Origin of the sequence: Stenotrophomonas forensis (assembly GCF_028752115.1) — a bacterium.
GTDB lineage: Bacteria > Pseudomonadota > Gammaproteobacteria > Xanthomonadales > Xanthomonadaceae > Stenotrophomonas > Stenotrophomonas forensis.
The window spans coordinates 3,031,598-3,052,052 of the sequence record NZ_CP082270.1 but is presented as its reverse complement, the minus strand read 5'-3'; the positions used below and the strand labels follow the sequence as shown (position 1 = coordinate 3,052,052).

Here is a 20,455-nt window from a genome sequence, read left to right as displayed (position 1 = left end):
ACACAGGGGGAACACTAGATGCCACGCGATGTTGTGACGCTTTTCGCCCAGGAGGCGGGAAACAAGCTTATTAGAAGGCACTGCCGTCAGATCGGCCTGCCGGTAAACGACCTGCGCCGACTGGTTGAAGAGGTTGTGGATAAGAGCACCATGCAGCGTCGTCATGGCCTGTGGGAGGCTTTTGACGAAGTGCTGGGCGAAACCTACGAAGAGGAAGCCGACAATGCATCTTGAGTCGATTAGCCTCCGAGATTGGAAGGCATTCGAGTCGGCCACCTTCGAGTTTCCGAAACCCGGCAAGACTAAAAATGTGGTCGTCATTGGCGGGCGAAACGGGTTCGGCAAAACCTCCTTGTTCGAAGCCTTGGCACTGGGCCTGTTTGGCCGCGACGGGTTGCGCTTGGTGCTGCGAGCAGGTGTCGCCAGCGATGACCAAGGTCGCGCACAATCGTTCAAGGACTTCATGGAGCGGGCCCTCTTTGGGAACGCCCTCTCGGAAGGCCGCACCTCTTGCCGCATTGAGCTCAAGTTCGTTGACGATGCAGATGAACCCATCTGGATTGACCGGACTTGGTATTTCAACGACCAAGGAAAGCTCAAGGCTGGCGAATCAGCAGAGCAGCTGAAGATCTTCCAGGGGATCGGTCGACGCGTGGTTGGTCCCGGCCGGACCGAGGCGGACGTCGACGGCTGGTATCGGGATTGGGTCTCCAAGACGTTTATCCCCACTTCTCTGGCCGGATTCTTCCTGTTTGACGGCGAATCAGCGGCCGTGTATGCCGAACGCGACATGGGTTCGCAGGTGCGGGAAGGCATTGAGGGGCTTTTGGGCCTCAACTGGCTCAAGCAGCTTCAAAAAGATCTCCGCACCTACGCAAACACCAAGCGAAGCCAAGTTCCCAAAGGCGTCAGCAATGAAGCCATTGCTGAGCTGGATGCGGCAGTCAGCGGCATGGAGGAGGAACTTTCTCGCTATGAAGCACGACTGCAAACCATCGAGACCGAAATCCGTAACAGCGAGACCCTGCGCGACACACTGACGCGGGAGTTGGGTTACGGGGCGGGCACTAGGGCGCAGCTGGAAGAGCTCACGCGCGACCAAGCTGACCATGAAAAACGCTACAACAATGCTCAAGATCAGTTGGTCAGTGCTGCGCAGGCAGAGTTGCCTTTAGCGCTGGCCGGTGGCTTGCTGCTCTCCAAAGTTGAGGCTCGTCTTGACCAAGAGGCTCGACTCGACCAGTGGGAGGCCGCGCTTTCCCAACGAGACAGCCGGACTGCCAGCGTTCTGGAGTTCCTGAACGAGCAACTGCCGACGGTTGAGCCAGAGCTCCTTGAGCGCCAAGTGGACGGTGTGCGAGCTGCCGTGGAGAAGGCTCTGGAGCGCTTGTGGTTCCCGCCGCCGGGCGATGTGGCCGACTCCTTTAGGCATGCGCACGCGCGGGGTCCTATGCTTCAGCGCGTGCTGGATCGTTTGCGAGATGCAAAGGCGGTTTCATCCGCCAGCATCGTCGAGCTGCTTGAGACGATGGAAAGCAGCTCCGCCAAGCTGCGCGAAGTGTCGGCCGTGATTCGTTCAACGGAGGGGGCGACCCCGCAGGTCGAGGAAAAACGCGACCAGTTGAATGAGGTGAACACTAAGGTGGGCCTGATGCGTGAGGAGCGTGGATCGCTCACCAACATGGTCAAGTCCCGAGGTGCTGACCTCGAGCAGAAGCGTCGTGAGCTGGGCCGCCTAACCGGTCACCTGGACCAATCCGAGCGCCCGGCTCAGTTGGCGGGGCGTGCCGAGCAGGTGGCGGAGATGCTGGGTAACCTCGTTGATGAGGCGTGGCCGTTGCAGTCTGAAGCGGTTGCTGAAGCGATGACGCGAAGTGTGCGTGCTATGGCCCACCGCAGCGACTACCTGCGTGAAGTGACGATCAACGAAGAGGGTGACGTGGAACTGGCGTCCCCGGATGGGCGTGACCTTCGTCAATACGACCTCTCGGCCGGCGAGAAGCAGATTTTCACCCAGGCATTGTTCTCGGCCATCGCTGAAGTGTCGGAGCGGACCTTCCCGCTGGTTGTGGACACCCCCCTGGGCCGGCTGGACGAAAACCATCGTTTGAATGTGCTCAAGCACATCACCAGTCGAAAGGGTCAGGTGATCTTGATCTCCACTGATACCGAGGTGGTTGGCCAGTTCCTGGCGGCGATTCGGAGCAAGGTGGCCAAGTTCTACATCATCCGCAACAAGGTTGATGGCGGTGTGGCTCGCAGTTGGTGTGAGGAAGGCTACTTCGACGGGCAGGGAGTTTGATATGAGCAATGAAGCAAACGACTACCTGACCTTGGAAGTCATCGCCGGGACCTCATTCCGTTCCACTTCTGATACAGATGAGCTGTCTCAGCGGGTCAAAGATCGGTTGGGATTCGGGTCTTACAACATCCCTGCTCGACTCGCGATGGCTCGCTCGTTGGCCTTGCCCGGACAGCCGGCCAAGGCGGAGGGCGAGGTGGGCCGGATCATCAAGGGCGACGTGCTGTTTGGCACGGGGGCCGACCTGGCCAGCTGGGTCTCGCTGTTCATCGAGCATGCCGGCAGCCCGCTCACCATCAAAGATTTGCAGAGCGCAGTCCAGCGCCACTGGGCTCGAGGCATGAAGATCTTGTCGGAGGAGCTCGACGCATCAGGTGGTGACACCTCCGAGTTCTGGCGACGTTTGGCGGAAAGCGCATTGCCTGAAGTCACCGAGAAGCGGCGCAACCAGGTGACCTCGGTAGTGGCTGAAGCATCTCGCGGCCCGGTTCCCGTCCGTCTTGGTGAGATTGGTCGCGACGTGGCTACCAATGAGGAGGTCATTTGGACCCTCAACGCGCCCGGCGGTAGCCCCCATAGTGCCTTCATGGGCGGGGTGGGCAGCGGCAAAACCCGCACGGCGGCCTTCGTGCTTCGGTCCATCGCCGAGCAGACGAACGTTCCGTTGATGGCGTTCGACTTCAAGGGCGACATGGCTGATCGACACAATGCTTTGGACCGTGCATTTGATGCCCAGGTTCTATCGCCGCCATTGGTCCCCATCCCCCTAGATGTGTTTGCCCTGTCTGACAGGAGCAAGCACGGCATCATCTCCACGGCCCAACGGCTCCGTGACAGCTTGAGCAACCTCAAGCAGACCAAGTTTGGTGACCTTCAAAAGCGTCGTCTAAACGACGCCTTAGAAGAGGCATTGCGCACTCGCAGCCCTTGCACCTTGGAGGATGTTCGAGATTGCCTAGAGAACGCCTATGCATCCGCTGGGGCGAAGGAAGATGGCGCGATCGCAACGCTTGTGGATCTCTGCCGACTGCCGCTCTTCGAGCCCAAAATGTCTCCTGAGGAGTTTTTCTCTAAGTCTTGGATAATCTCGCTGCCGGCCAACGTCCCCGAGCTGGTGAGGGTGACCGTGGTGGCTCTGCTGACGGATGCTCTGGAGCGTTTCATCAACTCGCAGCCGGACTCAGAGACTGACAGTGAAGGGAATCGTGCACTCCGAGTCCTGTGTGTCGTGGATGAGGCTCACCGGGCTCTGGAAGCACGCCTTCCCGGCCTGTCCAACCTCATTCGTTTGGGGCGCTCGAAGGGTGCGGCGGTCATGCTTATCTCCCAGAAACCGGACGACTTCGAGGGTGAGGACGACGATTTCCTGGATGAAATGGGGCTGGTCGCTTGTTTTGTAACCAACGCGCGGGAGTCGGCGGTGAAGCGGATCCTGGGCGCTGGCGCTTCCCTGACTTCGCTGAAGAAGGGCGAAGCGTTTGTCAGGGCTCGAGGAGATACCAAGTCTCGGAAGGTGCTTGCCTGGAAGTGAAAGAGAGAAGAGGGGCCATATCGCCCCTCTTCTCTTTGAAGCTTACGGGTGTCGACGATGAATGCTGTCGTTCGAAAGATGGGCGTCATCTAAGAGGGCGGTAATGCGGTCCACATGAGCCTGCATCTCCTTTGATGAGGCCAGCTCGCCACGGTAAGTTGCCTTTCCAGATTGCGTCTCGACCGTTACAGAGCACCCGAACGACAAGCTCTCTGAGCTGCCGATGACTGCTCCTGGTGCGACTTCGTATTTCTCGCCAAGTTGACGATCAATGATGTTAAGCACCTTTCGACCGCCTTCCAGCGCCACTTCAATCTCATCGTAATAAAGCGCCACGAAAACCCCCATCCTTTGTGAGAAGAGTCCGACTTTACGGTTGGGGCTGGGCATCTTCAAGTTTGACCGTTAGTTTTCGGTTTTCACATTATTAGAAGGGATTTCAGCCGTGGGATCTACGGGTAGAACCTGCGAGGGTCAGACAACGCCGCCTTGAACTGCCCCGCTTGGTAGACCGGAAGTGCCACATCGGGGCGATACTTCTCCAGGACTGCGATCTGCTTCGTTCGTGCTTGCGCTGGCTTCTTGTGGAAATAGGCCTCGTGCAGCACAGGGACCCGCTTGCTGATGGAGTGGCCGGTGACCAGGGCAATGTCCTCATCGGCCACCCCCATGTGATGCAGCTCCGTGGCAAGGGTATGCCGGAAAGCGTGGAACCCGACGCCTTTAGGAAACCCGAGATCCTTCATGTATCGGCTGAACTGGTTGAGGACGCCTTGGCTGTAACGGGCGTTGGTGTCGCCATTGTCGCGTCGCACGCCGGCAGACAAGTGGGGGAAGAGGCGAGGATGGCCACAAGCGCGGATGTCCTCCACGAACGCCAGGAACCCGGCATCGAGCAGCGGTTGGGGAATGGGGAGCGTCCGAACGGCTGCTTTGCCTTTTAGGCTTTGGCGGCTCCGGTTCCTGTCTCTGTGGCTCAGGTCCGCGTCTACCGTTTTCTGAATCTTGATGCACCACACGCCTGCCTCCTGGACGATGTCGTTCAACTTGAGCTGCGCTACTTCATTGATACGTGCGCCGGTATATAAGCCAATCATGGGCACCCACCAACGATGGGGGGCTTTCATGGCCCAAGGGATGAATGTGTTGGGGGCGAAAATGCGACGCAAATCTTCTTCGTCAAACAAGCGCTCTGCCTTGTCGGGGTCAATGACCAGGTCCTTCTTCGCCTCTGGGAAAAAGTGCATGGGAGAGCCCACGATGGCTTTCGCCTTGTCCAGCCGGCCAAAGAAGGTGACCAAGAAGCGTCGATGCTTTTCTACGGTGGCCGGTGCAGGCGGCTGGACGCAGAGCGCCTTCCCCTGAGCCACCGCCTGCTCATACGTGAAGTTCCGATATTGCGGGTCTGACTGAAGAAGTGGCGGAGCCCAGCGCATCAGCTCCCAGAGTCGGTAGATATGCACGTGGTCGACCCGGGACACCGGAATATCCCCGCAGGCCATCAGGAGCATCTTCAGTGACCGCGCTGTGGCTTCGATGGTGTTGCGTGTCAGGCCCATGCGCTCGCGGTCAGCCAGGTAGTCCCGGATCTCGATAGACAACAATCGAGCGGGGGCGGCCACGGGGAGAGGCTCAGGGTGGCGCGTGCCATTCTTTCCAAGGAGTGCTCGACGGGTTCGCTCGCAGGCGTCGTTGATGATCTCTTGAGCATGGATGGCGGCTTCTCGGCCAGTCACGATCATTTCGCCGATGCGGACGCGGCCAATGCGCACGTCTGTCAGTTTGAGAGTGCCAGTTGGGTCTGCGAGGTAGGAGTTGAGGTGTTTCGAGGTGGGGGAGGTCACTGCGTTGCTTCCATCTGAAGGATGGAAGTACAGATACTGCGGGCCTAAAAATCGTCAACGAAAAATCGGCTTTTTGTTCACGGCCTTAGGCATCGCCTGAGATGTGACATTTTGCACGTCGGACTAGCCAATCGTACCGCCCTAAGCCGCGCTGGTGTTTACTTTAAAATCAATGGCTTGTGCGGGTCAGGTCGGCCCATCTTCGGAGTCATTACCGTACTGTTTAACCAGGGTAAGCTAACAAAGTCTGTTTTTAAAATGAATGTAGATTAAACGAAGCTCGCCATGTTAAAAAAGGGGGGCGGCCTTGACCCCCCTTTGTGAGATGGCAGAAGTGAGTTGAGTGCCCCGTTTGAAAGGATACGGGGCGCTCAGGATGGTGCTAAGTGTTAAAGAATAGTCTTGGGCCGATCTGGAGCGGGGCGTCTTTTGGTTGCCATGCTGTTTAGCGTGGCCCTCTCGAAGAACGCTCCAAGTCGAATGCAAGCTTCATGACGCTTGTCGCGCTCGTGGTAGATGTCTACCAAAAGTGTATGAAGGGCTTGGTATGACGAATCTCCTTCACTGTCGAGCTCGACTTTGGGAAGTTCCGATATGACCATACGGAGGAGGTCCTCTGTGAAGAGCTTGTCCTGAAGTATGCTCATCCGAACCTCCGAGCTCGAGCTGAGGTCTGACGCGCCAGTGGCCCACCCCTCATGCTGTCTGAGTAGGTTTTCTCGAGCTGTCGTCGCAAAGCCGAGGACGCCAGGGGAAGTTAGTAGATCAATCAAGCGCGAAAAACCCTCGGCAAGAAGAATCGCTTCCAGTGGGCCGAGTTTAACTTTGGATTTGGAAGGACGCCCGCCGCGCTTTCCTTTGTTGGCCTGAAGTTTGGCTCCACGTGATTTCCTTGTCTTCTTTGACATCTAGATTCCTTAAGCCGGTAGGGCGTGAACTTTCTGGTATGTGGTTGTGCCGTGAAGCCAAGGGGTAACGATGCGTGCTAGTCAAACGTCGACGCCCATGCCAGCTATTTCCCGCTGAAGCGTTTTCCTGATATAGGTTCTTCCCGAGCCGGAGGCGTTCTTGAAGGAATCATCCCTAAAATCAATGCTTGCGGCAGGTGCGAGGAACTTCATGAAGCGCTCCACGCTGATATCTCGGGTGTTGACTATTGACGAAATGTTGGTCCTTAGGACATCGAAGAGTGCTTGGACGCCGACAGTTTTGGTGATATACGAATCTGAAGTCGTTTTCGACCAGAAGGTCTTTTCACACGCTATCAAATAGTTTTTTACTATTTGATAGATGATGACGTCGTTTCCTTCTAGATAGAAGGTCCGAAGTGGGGTCTTGTCACTTCTAACGTTGGTCAAGTCGTTGCGGCGGCGACTCTCACCCGTCATTAGGAAGTTTGTGTCTTTCTTCGGGTTGCTAGTGAATAGCTTCATGATGCCTTCAACGACCACTGCCGTTGATACCTTCCAGGCGCGTCCTTTGGTCATTTCATCCAGGGCCTTGTCTTTCCTGGGGGAAATGACAATCCGGCCGCGCAAGGGTGAATCTTCTTCAGTGGCGAGACGCCTGCTGAGGAAGACTGCCAGTTTATCTGGACTCCAGAACTCGCTTTTCTCCTCTGAAACGTTGTAGCCGAAAAGCTCAAAAGTGAGGCTCTTGTCGACAGGCTTCTGTGTGGAGTTGATCGTGGCAAACAACTGAGCCTGGTAGGGCTTGGGTAGATCAAGAAAAATGGAGCAGAGAAGCTGCATATGCATACGTTCTGGGCGCGCCTCAGTGAAGGCAAAGAGCCGATGCTGGCCGTCTATGATGGCCGCGAGCTTCTGCGGTGTGGGGATGGTCAAGAGGAAGCTCTCGGTTTTTCCATCTGCACTGACTTGAGACTCTATTGTCCAGCGCCGATCCGTCGCCGGTTTACCCGAAGGCAGGTCTTCCGGTGCGTCCTCGATAAGGCCGTCTTCACTCCGGTAGTTTGCCGCGAGGATGATTGCGTTGGGGAAGCATGAATCGACTCTATCGATGTAATCAGCGATTGGCTTCAATCGTTTTGGTTGGCGAAGGCGCTGAGTTCCGTCTAGGGTATAGCGCTCTGTCGTCTCATCGTATTCAGCGCTCAAAATATCGCTGAACGCAACATCTAACAGGAGTTCGGCTGGAAGAACAGCCGCATAGAACGCGCCCATTTCTTGCTCAATGAGCAGTGCGGGAACGGTGTATGGGTAGTTGATCATGTCTTGAAGCCTTCCGTGTTCCCCTGCATGGGGGCAGTTACATCCTCACCGCCTACAGCGGAGTCCAGATCTATCCTTTTGTCTAGCAGGTCCGGCTGAGTCGCATTCGCAATCCACCACACCCACATGGAGAGTATCGACATGAGAGTTCCTGCCAAAAGTGCCCAGAAATCGGGCACTCTGGATGGCGATGTGATTAGTGCCGAGACCAAGAATATGAAGAGAAGTAGGATCGAGGCCGATCTGAAGTGTTTTAGCTTTTCAGCCCATATGAGCTGCATTGCCGAGGTTCCTGCGACTGCTGGGAAGAAAGTCAAAATGGCAGCTCGCAACGACGACAGCCCGTTGTCTGTAGTATTCAGCGCGCCTCTAAGGGCGGGAGGCTCGGGTAGTATCAAGGAGTAAATTTCAAGCCATATTCCAAGCGCTCCCAAGCCGACGACTGCAATCGCGAAAAATACGAGAAAGCTGGGACTCCGGAATGGCGTGCAGGTCCGCTGCCAAGCTTCCTTTTTGAGATCTTGGAAGAAGTCCCATTCAGATGATTGAGTGGTGGCTTGGCGTGTCACTTGCATTCCTTTGTCTAGGTTTTTGAGCACCAACTCACCGTTACGTGCGGCGCGCTTGGTCTTGTAGTTCGCTTAATGCTGCCTGACTTGAGTTGCAGTCGCAATGGCTAGGGCTGGCGTCTTCCCGCTCAGGTTGGTCAGGTAGGCACTGGGCTCCAGCAGGAAAGATAGAAGGCAAGAGCGCACTTAGGCATCCTGACGGATGCGTGCGCCAAGGGCTTCGCCCCTGGAACCCCACGCCTCTGCGAGGCTTGCCAAAAGCAGAAGCTGATCCATAAAGACTCCTGTTTTCAGGAGTTTTTATGGCCATCTTCCACACATCAGTCAAAACGTTCAGCCGAGGCAAAGGCCAATCCGCTGTCGCAGCGGCCGCCTATCGAGGTGGCTTGCTGCTGTCCGATGTCATCACCGGGCAGCAGCATGACTACCGCCGCCGGAGCGGGGTCGTCGAGACCTTCTGCCTCGCGCCTTCAGATGCCCCCGACTGGGCACTGGTGCCCGGCGAGTTGTGGGCCGTCGCCGAGGCCGCCGAGCGCCGCAAGGACGCCACGGTCGCGCGGGAGTTCGAGCTGTCGTTGCCGCACGAGCTCTCCGGCGAACAGCGCGCGCACTTAGCGTTTGCCATTGCCGCGGCGTTGGTCGACCGATACCAGTTTGCTGTCCAGGCGAGCATCCATTGCCCAGGAACACCGGATGGGCTCAATCATCACGTCCACCTCCTTGCCAGCACTAGGCGCATTGGGCCGGATGGGTTTGGCGAGAAAACGCGCGAGCTCGATGGGGGCGTGTCGGGGAAAGTGCAGGTCCAGTGGGTCCGGGAGATGGTCGCTGAAACGACCAACGCACATCTTGAAGCCGCTGGCCTGACGGTCACGATTGACCACCGCAGCTTGGCGGAGCAGGCTCGGGCGGCGTCGGACCGGGGGGACGAGCTCCAGGCGGTGGCATTGTCTAGAGAGCCGACCAAGCACTTAGGCAAGGCGGCCACCGCGCTGTCCCGAAAGGGTATGGACAGCCGATTGGCGGCCGAGAACGACGCCATCGAAGCGGGCAACGCCGAGTATCTGGACCATCTCACCCTTCAAGCTGGGCGCGAGGGCAGGGCCGTGCCCATCCATCCGTCAGTCGGTCATGGTCCAGGTGGCCGGTCGCCCTCCCTACAGGGCTTGGCTCCTGGATTGGAGGTTCGAGGCGTGTCCGGGATGCGGCTGTCTCAGGTCGTGGCTCGCCACCATCACGCGACCGAAGGGCAGCGCCCGGTCAGTCTCGCCGAGCGTGTGAGTGATGCCTTGCGCGACCTGCAGGACATCGCGCGCGCCAGGGCAGACCTGTCGACCCAGCGCATCCGTGCTGGTCTCAAATGGGCTCAAGCCGAACTAGCGCGGGCTGGGGAGACCGTCCCCTTGCGGCAGTGGATAACCACGGCGGTTCTCCAGGTCCGGACATTGCGAGCGGCAATCCTGGGGCGTGCCTTGCGATTTGTGTCGCTGGGCAGGGCCGAACGCCTATATCACCTGGCTCAGCACGAATGGGAGCGCTTCAACACCGACTACCCCATGGGAACCAACGGCTACTCGCACCCCGAATGGACGCAGCGCCGGGAGCGCCGCCTGTCTGCGCTGGAGCAGCGGACCAAGGAGCTCGAGAAGGCGCGGTTGCGCGGGTCGGCTGAGGCGCTGGCAGAGGTGGATGCAGACATCCTGCGCAAGGCTGAGGAGTTGGAGGCAATGCCGTCACCGTCGCCGTCACAGATCGTTCTTGAGCGCCAGGCCAGTCTGCCGGTCGCTGCGGACGCCCCTGTGCCTGTCTTGAAGCCACGATCGCCATCCTTCCATTGAACGAAAGAGCCCCGCGATGCGGGGCTTTGTCTTTCAGCGAATCATTGGGAGCGTGGAGGGCTTTCGAGGCGTTGGGGCGGGGGCCAAGCCTCTCGCCTTACGCCACTCCTCTTGTGAGATGAAGGCGGGTGGCACCTGCTCACGGTTCACCGTGGCTGCCTTTGGAGGGGAGCGCGTCCCATCAGTAGGCACGTAGGTGTGATGAACTTGACCAGCAGGGGACGCGGCAAACCGGCGCATCAGCGCGGCCGCCACATCGAGGGCATGTTGGATATCAACTTCGCGCTCTGCGACGTCTCGTGTCTCGCTCTGCGCGATGAGGGCAGGAAGAAGACGGCTGGCGATGCGAAGTTCTACATGGGCGGGCATTGGATCTCTAAAGCTCTCGTTGTGAAGGGTCTTCACATCGAAGCACTGTCCGAACGATTGGCAAGGGGCGAAATCTGCGCTTGTTCACAGATCTGAAAGCTGCGTTTCAACGCCTAGGAATACACGCGCCGGGCTGCCGAGATTGCTATGGGTCTGCGGGCACGTCTAGCTGTCTAGCCCATTGGCCGAGTTCGGCGGGGCTTTGGGGAGTGATGTGCTGGGGACCGCAGGCGCTGGCAATCGGGCCAGGCGGGGGTCTATGATCGGGGAAACATTGAAAGGAAACCTGCCCAGCAGGCTTTCTGCAACGGTTTGAAGGGGTTGGGTCGCAGGTGATCCGATCCCACTCTCTCCGCCAGAATTCTCAAGAAGCCCCTGGAAACAGGGGCTTTTTTGTTGCTGTTGCATCGGCCACGGCAAAGGCCACAGCGCCGCAGACTGCCGAGCCTGTCATATTCCCCGGCGCAGGGGCTGGCTAGAGTCGGCCGGCACGCATGATGCGTGCACTTCGCCAATTCCGAGGACGATAGTCATGTTGAAGGGATTTAAACCTCTCACCGCAGCTGCGGTGTGCCTGCTTGGCCTCTCTGCTTTCGCCCAGACCGCCGCCGCGGCGCAATGGGTCGACAGCGGCCGCACCGCATACCTCAAGTACAGTTTCTTCGGCAGCTTCGCCGAACATACCTGCAACGCTGGCACTGCACCGATCCAGGGCTATCCGGGCAGCTGCGCCAATGATGCACCCAGCGGCTGGACGGCCAACTACACCGCCTCCAGTGGACTGGCCAACGAGCAGGTGAATGCCTGCGGGCACAACCCGTTCCAGCTCGGTTCGGCCTGCTATGGCTTGGCGTATGCGATCAACGGGCAGGTCTACGCCGGTGGGCTGCCGGCCGCATGCAATGTCGGCGCGCGTGCCGTAGTCACCTCCGCCCGCATGGAAACCGTCGAAATCCAGTACGAGGAGCTCGACGTCGACTTCATCGAGTCAGCGCAGGAGTACATCTGCCAGTAAGTCCGTCGAAGGGCGCTGCCGAGCACGGCAGCGTCCTGCCTGTTACGGCGCCGGCAGCTTCATCAGCCGCGACGACGCCCCGCGTTGGGCTTGTTGTGGCACAACGGATAACTGGAGCACGACCGGAACGGCCCGTGCGGTCCATTGCGCTCCACAAACACGCCCACCTTGCACACCGGGCATCGTTCCTCATTGATGACCGCGCCTGAAATCCCGGTCACTTCCACCGCACCGTCTTTCACCAGCTCGTCCAGGAACGGCGAGTGCTTGCCCTGCAGGGTGAACATCGCCACCGAGCGCCGCGCACGCGTCAGTGCCACATAGAACAACCGCCGCTCTTCGCTGAGCGGATAGGAATCGCCCTCCGGCATCGCCAGCGACAGCACCGGGTCATCCGAGCGCAGGCTCGGGAAGCCGCGGTTCACCATGCCCGGCAGGATCACGTAGTCCGCCTCGCGCCCCTTCGAGCGATGCGCGGTCAGGAACTCGACGTCCATCGTGCTGCCAAACGACGTTCTCCACTCCGCAGGCACCGCACTGCGATCGGCCTGATAGCGCCCGAGGATGAACACCGTCACGCGTCCGTTGCGCCCCTGCGGCACCGCACCGGACAACAACTGCTGGTGCAGCTTGGCAAGATACTGGCGAACGCCATCCTGCACTTCCTCACGCCGGGTCATCTGGAACGCCTGCAGCATCGTACCGGTTGCCGGCGCAGCAGAACGGACCGCCTTGCCAATCTGCGCCGGATTGCGGCTGATGAAGCGGCTGGACACATCGCACAGCGCCTGCGGGCAGCGGAAGGTCTGCTCCAGTTTCAGCACCTGGCCATGCCCCATCCATTCGCGGAATCCGGTCATCACCGAAACGTCGGCGCCGGCGAAGCGGTTGATCGACTGCCAGTCATCGCCCACCGCAAACAGGTGGCGGCCCGGCTGGCTGACCAGCGCACGGCAGAGGCGGGCGCGGGCGCGCGAGGCGTCCTGGAATTCGTCGGCCAGCACCAGGTCGTAGGGCGACGCATAGTGTCCCTGCTCCAGCAGCCCGGCGGCCATGTTGAGCATGTCTTCGAAATCGATGCCGCGTTCGTCGGCCAGTGCGTTGTCCCAGGCCTGGAATACGGGGCCGGCGATTTCCAGGAAGCGGCGGTACCGTTCCTTGAATTGGTCTTCGGGCATCTGCCGCAAGCGTGCAGCCATATCGTCCAGCGTCAGGCAGTTGCTCTTTGCATGGGCAATGAAGGTGCGCATCAATCCGATCAGGTCCGCATCCGGCATCGGCTTGGCACCCGCATCGGGCAGCTCGCGGTCCGGGTTCGGATCGAGCTCGATATCAGATGCGCCAAGCGTCTTCGCCAGGTCATGCAGGGCGTGCCCGCTGCGCAGGCCAAACGAGGTGGTCTCGACCAGCGCGGTGCCGCGCGCCACATGCTGTTGCCGTTTCCAGTGCATGCCCTCCGCATAGTGGGCGAAATGCTTCGGCGGCTGGCCATCGGCATCCAGCGCAAAGTGCTCGTGATACAGCGCGGCGTCCGGGTAATAGAAGTCCGGCCGATACTGGCGATGGGTGTCGGTGGCCGTATCAAATTCATAGCGACGCTCGTAGTCGTACGCAACGCCGTTGTAGAACAGCCAATCGGCAATGACGCACTCTTCCAGGCTCTTCACCCGCTCGCCCTGCAGAGTGCGGATATACGGCGTGCCGTCGCGGTCGTAGCCATCGGCCATCATCTCGGCGCCGAACGGTGGAAGGTCGCGGCCGAACACCAGCCGGAACATGTCCCACTGGGTGCGGAAGTGGATCGAGCGATCCTTCAGGTCATCCACCAGCTCGGCCAGCTTGTTGAAGCCCTGCGTGGCATCGATGGCCCATTCGGGAATGTCGGGCTTGCGCCCGGTGGCCTTGCCGATGATGGCCAGGCCCAACGCATGGAAGGTCCGCGCCTCGACCACGGTGTCACCCATGCCGAGCCGATCAAAGGAGCGCTGCGCGCGCGCTTCCAGTTCCTTGGCCGCATCTTTGTTGAAGGCGAGCATGACGATCCGCTCTGGTTCGACAAAGCCGCGATCGATGGCATAAGCCGCCTTGGCGACCATCGTGGAGGTCTTGCCAGAGCCGGCCGCGGCCACGACCTGCACGCGGTTGTCGAAGCAGATGACCGCGCGGGCCTGTTCCTCGGTCAGCGGTCTGCTCTCGACCCGGTCCAGGAAGTCCTTGGCCAGGACCAGCTCACGCATGGCCATGGCGTCGTTCGCTTCGGTCCATACGGCAGGCCAATCCAGATGCCAGTCGTTCAGCGCTTCCAGCGCGGCCAGATGGTGGCTGGAGCGCAGGTCGTCATGCACCCTGGCATCGAGGAACAGGCGCTCCAGCTCATCCGGGGAGAGTGGCAGGGCGGGGCGGTCGGCCAGCAGCGCTTGTTGTTGTTCGTGGGTGATCCAACGCCGGCTGGCGTGACCGCGATCGGTCAGTGCGTCCGCTGCACTCAGCCAGGCCTGGATCTGCGCCAGCACGTCCTCGAACAGGCCTTTGCGCCCGCGTGTGCTGCGCGCGGACAGCACGTTCTGCACAGCCGCCGCGAGTTGGGACGCTTGCCGATTGGGCAGCCCGCCCACGGACACAGCCCCACCTTCAGTCTGCAGCGCAACCCGGGCCCAGAACAGCCCTGGGACAACCTGCACGCGATGATCGCCATCCACGTACTGGCGGTATTGCTCGCCCCCAAGGGTCAGCTCGAGGTGTTCGCCATCAAGCCGCAGCCGCCACAGTGGCGAGCGGGTCACACGCTGGCCCCAGCCCGAGGGGCGCCATTCCATAGACATCCAGATACTGCCTTGCATGCTTCACCGGGCGTATAGCGCCCTTACAACCCAATGATAAGGGGCCTTGGTGCCGCATGTGGCGCTCGTGCATCTGTCGCGCTGGCTGATGGCGTGTCACGCGTTCACATCAACGACAATCCGCCCGCGCACCTTGCCCGGAATGATCTTCTCGTAGACCTCCAGCACCTCGGCAAGCCCGATCTGCTGCACGGTGCTTTCCAGCTTCTGCGGGTCCAGATCGGTGGCCAGGCGATCCCATGCACGCTGGCGCACGTCCTGCGGGGCATTCACCGAGTCGACGCCGGCAAGGGTCACGTTGCGCAGGATGAAGGGAATGACCGATCCGTGCAGCGCATCACTCTGTGCGAGGCCACACGCTGCCACGGCGCCACGGTACTTGGTCTCTGCAATCGCGTTGACCAGCGTCGGTCCACCGGCCACGTCCACCACGCCGGCCCAGCGTTCCTTGCTGACCGGCCTGTCACGCGGCTCGGAGAACTGCGCGCGGTCGATGATCTCCGCTGCACCGAGGCTGTGCAGATACTCGGCGTGTTCCGGGCGCCCGGTGGCGGCCACTACGCGGTAGCCCAGCTTGGAAAGAATGGCCACGGCAATCGAGCCCACGCCGCCATTGGCGCCGGTTACCAGCACGTCGCCCTTCTCCGGGGTCACGTCCGCGTCTTCCAGTGCCAGCACGCACAGCATGGCGGTATAGCCGGCGGTGCCGATGGCCATGGCATCGCGGGTGGTCAGGTTGCCGGGAATCTTGTTCAGCCACTCACCCCGCACGCGGGCGCGCTGGGCCAGGCCACCGTGGTGGCCCATGCTCAGGTCCCAGCCATTGAGCACCACGCGATCACCGGTTTTGAAACCGGCATTGCTGGATTCCAGCACCACGCCCGCCAAGTCGATGCCGGGAATGAGCGGATACGTGCGCATGACCGGGCGCGAATGGGTCAGCGCCAGCGCGTCCTTGTAATTGAGCGTCGAATATTCAACCTGCACCAGGACGTCGCCATCCATCAGGTTGGCTTCATCGAAATCGACAAGTTCGGTGGAAACTCCATCGTCGGTCTTGCGGGTCAGCAGCGCCTTGAAACTCATGGTGGGGCCTCGCGTTCAGGGGATGGCTCCATGCTAGGCTCGCACCGTTATTGCAACAAGAACGATGGTTTTTCGTAGGTACTATGGTTTTCCGGAGTATGCATGCGTAGCAGGCGTTGGGATGGCAAGAGCGGGTGCGCCGTGGAAGTCACGCTGTCGGTGATGGGCGGCGTGTGGAAGCCGATCATTCTTTTCCACTTGATGACTGGCAAGCGGCGTTTCATGGAATTGACGCGGCGGGTACCCAACGCCACGCAATCCATGCTGACCAGCCAGTTGCGCGAACTGGAGGCCGATGGGGTGGTGATCCGCCACGTCTATGCCGAAGTGCCGCCCAAGGTGGAATACGAACTTTCCGAATTCGGGCGCACGCTGGTGCCGGTGCTGCTGGCGATGCGCGAGTGGGGCGAAACCTATCGCGGGTACCAGAGTACGCGCGGGGACAGTTGAAGGCGGGGAGCCGGTGATGCCGGAAGTGCGGTGAGCCTCCTGCCGCAGCGGTTCATGTGATCGCGCTCTGCGCCACGCGAACCATTAGTCCTCCGCTCATGAGGGAGGCAGCGAAGATTGGGGCACATCCCCGCAGGTCACCACGACAGGCTTCAACTCGCGGCCATCGGCGGATTGACGCAGGTGAAAGCAGGCTCTGAATACACGCAACTTTCCCGAAGTTCCATCGTCCAGGCTATCTGGCGTATACCCAGAGAGCACCACCTGGTAGTACGCGCCCACCTGCAGCGGCGGTGCAGGGGTGGGACCGGATCCATAGGGTATGCACTGGTCAGGTGGGAGCGAAGGTTCGGGAATGTGCTCGTCCATGAAGACCCGTTCCCACGTTGGGTAGAGTCCTTGCCCAGCAGCGCTCACTGCGATGGAGTCGATATCAGGCGGCTCGGATCGATTCCCGCGCGTGTCAGGAACACCAAAGCAAAGCCTGCCGTCAGACGTGCTGATCGTGGCCTTCTGGTAGCGCCCTGGCGGCGCTGAGCAGCTGGCCACGAGAGGTATCAGGATTGCCAAAAGGAACCATGCTTGTCTGATCATCGTGTGGTCCTCGGGAGGTTGCGCTTGTCGGAAGTTGACGCGAGGAATAGTGAGAGGACGCGTTTCAACTGGGCATGGATGCCGAATGTGGTTCGATACCTTGTGTTGCTCATCTTGCTTTGTGAATCACGGAAGGCAACGAGAAAGTAGTCAGCGAGGATGTCGCCTTGCGCCTCCATGTTGTAGTCGTGGAGCAGGCGCACGTCATCGAGGACATAGTCGTAGCTCATGTTCGGTCGCGGTCCACGCACCAGCCTCACGTTGTAGCCGAGCTGATGCTGCCAGACATGGGTCATTTCGTGGATGAAAAGCTGCTGGTTGCGAAGATCGCCAGAAGAGTAATCATGAATGTACAGGTCTTTCGGGAAGTAGATCTCGCCATTTGGCGCAACCACCGTGTCCTCAGGTTGCATCCCAAACAACATCCAGTAGCCATGGTTGTGAATCCTCACCAGGCTGTAGTCAATCGCATCGCCGAACACCAGCTGTGCCATCTCGATCTCGCCTTGTGTCAAGCCGCGTTCATGGCTTGGTACCTGCACCGGTACGATCGACGTTCCCATGGTGTCAGAGGTGGTAATCACACCTTCGACATCAAAAACCGCTGCATCATCGATCCCGGCCAACAAGGTGCGTTCGCAACAACCACTCGTGGCGCTGGGTGGGCGCAACTCCGCGCGCACCACCGCCACGCTCTCGCGGGTCGAAACACGTGACGTCTCGCCCAGTGCGTTGGTCATGCCGGAGAAGGTCTGGCCGTTCGCCAGATGGAGCGTGTAGGGAAGTTCCCGCAACGGCATGCCCTGTGAGCCGGTGAAACGGATAGCCTGGTCGAACTGAAGGCGGCGGCCGCTGGCCAGCGGCGTTTCAGCACGCTGCGTACCGGCCATGTTGGGACTGGCAGTCCCGCCTGTGGTGGCAGTATTGGATACGTACACCCTGAGTTGTTGGCTTGACATCACCCTGCAGCCACACGCGAGCGCGCATCCGTCCAGCGCAACGGGCTGGCCATCGATGATGATCGTGCTGTCACCCTGGACAATCGCAAACACCCCTTTGTGCATGTGTGGGCACGTCGCCTTGTCGCCCACGCGTGCAACGCCCATGCCCTCGATGTCGGTTCGGTTCGACGCAGTGATTACACGCCCTCCGCTGGAGGTCGGGTCTCCCATCACAATCCAGTTCCGTGCCATGAATCGCTTCCATTGCTGATCGGCCGGCAGAATCCGATGCAGTTCGGCGTTGCTTCGAGTGGCTTTTGCGACAAGCACGCCGAAGCCCAACTGCAATGGGCGACTGCGGGTTCATGGGAAGTGCGGGTTCGATCTCTGATGTCGGATCAGCAGAGTGTTCAAGGGTCGAACGCGACACCTGATCTGTTCCGATATGAGCGGCTTATGGGGGAAGGTGAATCAGCTGTGTCGCGTTCGGCTTGCCTGCATGCACAGCGCCATGCCATCTGCAGGCGAACATTGCCGCCCCATCTGGTGCGTTTGATGGGCAACTCGCCATTACATGACGCAAGTACCGCGACTGCACGTCGACGCGGCATTTCCCTACTTTTCATCCACGAACGAGTACGCCAATCATCGCCGCGCCAAGGCACTCGCCCTGGCCGGGATTGGCGTCCCGAACTTACGTAGTACACGGCGTCGTGCTTGCATCTAATGTTGCGGTCACGACAATGCACCCTCTGCCAGTTCATGGCGGACGGTGCGTGGGGGTTTTAGGACCCGCCGGCTTTCGTACTACGTATCCGGCACGCCAACCCGCACCGTCCGCCACCTTGCATCTGCAGGTGGCCACACCGTGAGGTTGTCGCCATGCCTGACCGTACTCCCGACATTCCCCGCCTGCGCGAGCTGCTCGGCGCCGCCGCGTGTGATCTTCCCGCCGCCCTGGCCGAAACGCTTGAAGCGGCGCTCTGCGAATCCGCGGAGTCCGTCGCGCCGTCGGCGTTCTTCGCGCACTTGAAAGGCCACGGTGAGAATCTGCGAGCCGATGGCCAGCCTTGGACCGAAACCCGGCTGAGCCCCGGCCGCGCCTTCGATCTGGCCCTGGCCACCCGCAGTGCCTCGGGCATCACTGCGCTGACCGCCATGCTGCACGCCGCGCATGTGGCGCGGGAGAGTGATGATCCCGCCTGCTGCCCGTCCGCAGCGCTGGTCGAAGGCCTGTTCAACGCCTGCCAGGTGCTGTCGCTGCAGGTGGAGCGCTGCCTGGTTCCGTGATGGCGCAGGCTGCGCGGGGCTGTGCTGCAGCCTCACGCGGTCTTTGCAACTCGGCGGGCAGGCATTGCTAAGTTCGCTTGGCATCCATCACAGGAACCTGCAATGACCCGGACGTCCACGCGTGTGCTGCTCGGCCTCTGCCTGATTCCGGCCGCAGCCTTTGCCCAATCCGACCGCCAGGTAGCCGAAGACATGGCTACCCGCGCGGCCAATGTCTGCCCCGGCCACAGCAGCGAGCGCACCACGCCGACAGTGAAGAAGGTGCCGGTCGATGCGCTGCGCGTCATGCTCGATCGTGGGCTGGTGATGTGCCCGGACCGCCGGCTGGATGCCGCCGCGCCGGCCGTGTTCTACGGGAGGGTGGGCGTGTTCGGCTGGAATCCGGAAGTGCCGGCCGCTGCAACGGTGGTCGTGGCCAAGATCGACCAGATGACCCGCAAGGATGAGTACCCGGTGGAGACGCTGGTGTGGGATGCCAAGGGCACCGCGCTCACCCAGCAGACGGTGCCGGCGTTCGAGCCGCGCCCGGGTGCGGCGGTGCTGTACAAGGTGCGCTGACTGCCGCGCGCTACCCGCTGGAGGCCCATTCTGCGGGGCCTCTGGCGCTCGCGCGTGGTGACGGAGCCGTGCCCACCAAGGTGGGCACCTACCAGAACGATGCAACCTGGTATCCGCCAATGCCGCACGATCAGGCGCTGACCCCGTACCAAGGCGCTACTTCGCCGGGGCGTCTGCCGTCTGCGCGGCCACCATGGCCTGCTGCATTTCCTTCAGCGACAGATAACCATCGCCATCAGTATCCAGCCCCGCGAAATACTTCTCGATTTCCGGCACCACGGCGGCTTCCTTCCTGCTGATCTTTCCGTCTTTGTCGGCATCCATTTCCTTGAACGCGGCGTCGATGGATTCGGCCTGCTTGTTGAAGCGTGCCTGCTGGTACTTCGCGTACTCGGCCTTGTCGATGCGGCCATCGCCGTTGCTGTCCATGACGGCGAAGCTGGAGTCGATATAGGCCTGCTTCGGGTCGCCGCTGGCGGCGTGGCCAATGAGCGGTGCGGCAGACAGGGCAATGATGAGTAGCGTCTTGTTCATGCGGTCGGTTCCTTCGGAATGCAGGGCAGGTCAGCGGCAGGGATAGGTGTAGCCATCCGAGCCACGGTAGGTGTCGTTGCGGCGGTCGTAGTTGCCGTAGCGGTTCATGCAGTAGTCGGCACGTTCGCGGGTCTCGCGCTCGCGCTTGGCCGCCGCAGCGATTACGCCGGCAACTACCGCCGCGCCCACAACGCCCACCACCACGCGCTTGGCCTTGTCGTCATCGCGCCGTTCGCGCTCCCGTTCGCGCTCGCGGCGCTCCCATTCGTCGCGCTGGCGGTCGTGATAGCCCCGGTCCCAGCCGGAGCGGTAGCCATCGCGGTCCTGTGCATGGGCGTCGTCCGCGTATGGAATCAGCACCAGTAGTTGCAGTGCGGCCCCCAGCAGCAACGCCGTACGTCCTGTCTTCTGAAACATCGTTCCGCTCCTGTGCGGCTGTGTCGGTGGTGCCAGTACAGCGCGC

General features: G+C 60.6%; 19 protein-coding genes. 9 read left to right on the top strand and 10 right to left on the bottom strand.

Going from position 1 to position 20,455, the window contains the following annotated elements; all coding sequences use genetic code 11:
* Nucleotides 1–18 precede the first annotated feature (18 nt).
* From K5L94_RS14205 to K5L94_RS14195, 3 genes are read left to right on the top strand one after another with little or no spacing between them, the layout of a single operon-like run.
* Entirely contained in the window at nucleotides 19–234 is a 216-nt protein-coding gene (locus tag K5L94_RS14205; RefSeq protein WP_159252777.1) for a DNA modification system-associated small protein, read from the top strand.
* Nucleotides 224–2,302, top strand: a complete 2,079-nt coding sequence (gene dndD, locus K5L94_RS14200; RefSeq protein ID WP_274510701.1) for a DNA sulfur modification protein DndD — start codon at nucleotides 224–226, stop codon at nucleotides 2,300–2,302. The genes K5L94_RS14205 and dndD overlap by 11 nt, the downstream gene beginning before the upstream one ends.
* A 1-nt stretch (nucleotide 2,303) precedes the next feature.
* Entirely contained in the window at nucleotides 2,304–3,833 is a 1,530-nt protein-coding gene (locus K5L94_RS14195) for a DndE family protein (RefSeq protein WP_274510700.1), read from the top strand.
* Nucleotides 3,834–3,875: 42 nt separating this feature from the next.
* Here the strand turns inward: K5L94_RS14195 and K5L94_RS14190 are convergent, their stop codons facing one another.
* From K5L94_RS14190 to K5L94_RS14170, 5 genes are all read right to left on the bottom strand, one after another.
* Entirely contained in the window at nucleotides 3,876–4,169 is a 294-nt protein-coding gene (locus K5L94_RS14190) for a hypothetical protein (RefSeq protein WP_274510699.1), read from the bottom strand.
* Between the two features lie 116 nt (nucleotides 4,170–4,285).
* Complete coding sequence (locus tag K5L94_RS14185) at nucleotides 4,286–5,677, bottom strand: site-specific integrase (RefSeq protein WP_274510698.1); 1,392 nt, start codon at nucleotides 5,675–5,677, stop codon at nucleotides 4,286–4,288.
* Between the two features lie 389 nt (nucleotides 5,678–6,066).
* A complete protein-coding gene (locus K5L94_RS14180) occupies nucleotides 6,067–6,585 on the bottom strand; it encodes a hypothetical protein (protein WP_274510697.1) in 519 nt (172 codons plus the stop codon).
* 81 nt (nucleotides 6,586–6,666) lie between these two features.
* On the bottom strand, nucleotides 6,667–7,908 hold the full coding sequence (locus tag K5L94_RS14175) for a DNA phosphorothioation-associated DGQHR protein 1 (RefSeq protein WP_274510696.1): 1,242 nt from the start codon (nucleotides 7,906–7,908) through the stop codon (nucleotides 6,667–6,669).
* On the bottom strand, nucleotides 7,905–8,477 hold the full coding sequence (locus K5L94_RS14170; protein ID WP_274510695.1) for a hypothetical protein: 573 nt from the start codon (nucleotides 8,475–8,477) through the stop codon (nucleotides 7,905–7,907). The genes K5L94_RS14175 and K5L94_RS14170 overlap by 4 nt, the downstream gene beginning before the upstream one ends.
* A 302-nt stretch (nucleotides 8,478–8,779) precedes the next feature.
* On the opposite strand from K5L94_RS14170, the gene K5L94_RS14165 reads away from it, so the two are divergent.
* From K5L94_RS14165 to K5L94_RS14155, 3 genes are all read left to right on the top strand, one after another.
* Nucleotides 8,780–10,315: a MobA/MobL family protein gene (locus tag K5L94_RS14165; RefSeq protein ID WP_274510694.1), complete on the top strand. Its 1,536-nt coding sequence runs from the start codon at nucleotides 8,780–8,782 to the stop codon at nucleotides 10,313–10,315.
* A gap of 201 nt (nucleotides 10,316–10,516) precedes the next feature.
* Entirely contained in the window at nucleotides 10,517–10,780 is a 264-nt protein-coding gene (locus tag K5L94_RS14160; RefSeq protein ID WP_274510693.1) for a hypothetical protein, read from the top strand.
* Between the two features lie 436 nt (nucleotides 10,781–11,216).
* Nucleotides 11,217–11,699 (top strand): hypothetical protein, encoded by a 483-nt coding sequence (locus tag K5L94_RS14155; RefSeq protein WP_274510692.1) that lies wholly within the window; start codon nucleotides 11,217–11,219, stop codon nucleotides 11,697–11,699.
* A gap of 62 nt (nucleotides 11,700–11,761) precedes the next feature.
* Here K5L94_RS14155 and K5L94_RS14150 read toward each other — a convergent pair whose 3' ends face one another.
* Together K5L94_RS14150 and acuI are read right to left on the bottom strand one after the other, a co-directional pair.
* Nucleotides 11,762–14,515, bottom strand: a complete 2,754-nt coding sequence (locus K5L94_RS14150; protein WP_274512635.1) for a UvrD-helicase domain-containing protein — start codon at nucleotides 14,513–14,515, stop codon at nucleotides 11,762–11,764.
* Nucleotides 14,516–14,635: 120 nt separating this feature from the next.
* On the bottom strand, nucleotides 14,636–15,625 hold the full coding sequence (gene acuI / locus K5L94_RS14145) for an acrylyl-CoA reductase (NADPH) (RefSeq protein WP_274510691.1): 990 nt from the start codon (nucleotides 15,623–15,625) through the stop codon (nucleotides 14,636–14,638).
* A 102-nt stretch (nucleotides 15,626–15,727) separates the two neighbouring features.
* Between acuI and K5L94_RS14140 the strand changes: the two genes are divergently transcribed.
* Nucleotides 15,728–16,075, top strand: coding sequence for a winged helix-turn-helix transcriptional regulator (locus K5L94_RS14140; RefSeq protein WP_006452252.1), 348 nt, complete (start codon nucleotides 15,728–15,730; stop codon nucleotides 16,073–16,075).
* A 590-nt stretch (nucleotides 16,076–16,665) separates the two neighbouring features.
* On the opposite strand, the gene K5L94_RS14135 is transcribed toward K5L94_RS14140, so the two are convergent.
* The gene (locus K5L94_RS14135; protein WP_274510690.1) at nucleotides 16,666–17,958 is read right to left on the bottom strand and encodes a PAAR domain-containing protein; all 1,293 of its coding nucleotides are present in this window, start codon (nucleotides 17,956–17,958) and stop codon (nucleotides 16,666–16,668) included.
* A gap of 534 nt (nucleotides 17,959–18,492) precedes the next feature.
* On the opposite strand from K5L94_RS14135, the gene K5L94_RS14130 reads away from it, so the two are divergent.
* Nucleotides 18,493–18,900 carry a hypothetical protein gene (locus K5L94_RS14130; protein WP_180880139.1) on the top strand — a complete coding sequence of 136 codons (408 nt, stop codon included), beginning with the start codon at nucleotides 18,493–18,495 and terminating at the stop codon, nucleotides 18,898–18,900.
* Nucleotides 18,901–19,002: 102 nt separating this feature from the next.
* Complete coding sequence (locus tag K5L94_RS14125; RefSeq protein ID WP_274510689.1) at nucleotides 19,003–19,458, top strand: hypothetical protein; 456 nt, start codon at nucleotides 19,003–19,005, stop codon at nucleotides 19,456–19,458.
* A gap of 156 nt (nucleotides 19,459–19,614) precedes the next feature.
* Here the strand turns inward: K5L94_RS14125 and K5L94_RS14120 are convergent, their stop codons facing one another.
* Both K5L94_RS14120 and K5L94_RS14115 read right to left on the bottom strand, forming a co-directional pair.
* Nucleotides 19,615–19,992, bottom strand: a complete 378-nt coding sequence (locus K5L94_RS14120; protein WP_274510688.1) for an EF-hand domain-containing protein — start codon at nucleotides 19,990–19,992, stop codon at nucleotides 19,615–19,617.
* A 30-nt stretch (nucleotides 19,993–20,022) separates the two neighbouring features.
* Complete coding sequence (locus K5L94_RS14115) at nucleotides 20,023–20,409, bottom strand: hypothetical protein (protein ID WP_274510687.1); 387 nt, start codon at nucleotides 20,407–20,409, stop codon at nucleotides 20,023–20,025.
* Nucleotides 20,410–20,455 lie beyond the last annotated feature (46 nt).

Bases quoted from the DNA above. Each gene is read 5' to 3' on its own strand.
- K5L94_RS14140 (WP_006452252.1), top strand. From the start codon at position 15,728: ATGCGTAGCAGGCGTTGGGATGGCAAGAGCGGGTGCGCCGTGGAAGTC.
- K5L94_RS14130 (WP_180880139.1), top strand. From the start codon at position 18,493: ATGCCTGACCGTACTCCCGACATTCCCCGCCTGCGCGAGCTGCTCGGC.
- K5L94_RS14155 (WP_274510692.1), top strand. From the start codon at position 11,217: ATGTTGAAGGGATTTAAACCTCTCACCGCAGCTGCGGTGTGCCTGCTT.
- acuI (WP_274510691.1), bottom strand. From the start codon at position 15,625: ATGAGTTTCAAGGCGCTGCTGACCCGCAAGACCGACGATGGAGTTTCC.
- K5L94_RS14175 (WP_274510696.1), bottom strand. From the start codon at position 7,908: ATGATCAACTACCCATACACCGTTCCCGCACTGCTCATTGAGCAAGAA.
- dndD (WP_274510701.1), top strand. From the start codon at position 224: ATGCATCTTGAGTCGATTAGCCTCCGAGATTGGAAGGCATTCGAGTCG.
- K5L94_RS14150 (WP_274512635.1), bottom strand. From the start codon at position 14,515: ATGGAATGGCGCCCCTCGGGCTGGGGCCAGCGTGTGACCCGCTCGCCA.
- K5L94_RS14180 (WP_274510697.1), bottom strand. From the start codon at position 6,585: ATGTCAAAGAAGACAAGGAAATCACGTGGAGCCAAACTTCAGGCCAAC.
- K5L94_RS14205 (WP_159252777.1), top strand. From the start codon at position 19: ATGCCACGCGATGTTGTGACGCTTTTCGCCCAGGAGGCGGGAAACAAG.
- K5L94_RS14165 (WP_274510694.1), top strand. From the start codon at position 8,780: ATGGCCATCTTCCACACATCAGTCAAAACGTTCAGCCGAGGCAAAGGC.
- K5L94_RS14195 (WP_274510700.1), top strand. From the start codon at position 2,304: ATGAGCAATGAAGCAAACGACTACCTGACCTTGGAAGTCATCGCCGGG.
- K5L94_RS14160 (WP_274510693.1), top strand. From the start codon at position 10,517: ATGAACTTGACCAGCAGGGGACGCGGCAAACCGGCGCATCAGCGCGGC.
- K5L94_RS14115 (WP_274510687.1), bottom strand. From the start codon at position 20,409: ATGTTTCAGAAGACAGGACGTACGGCGTTGCTGCTGGGGGCCGCACTG.
- K5L94_RS14120 (WP_274510688.1), bottom strand. From the start codon at position 19,992: ATGAACAAGACGCTACTCATCATTGCCCTGTCTGCCGCACCGCTCATT.
- K5L94_RS14125 (WP_274510689.1), top strand. From the start codon at position 19,003: ATGACCCGGACGTCCACGCGTGTGCTGCTCGGCCTCTGCCTGATTCCG.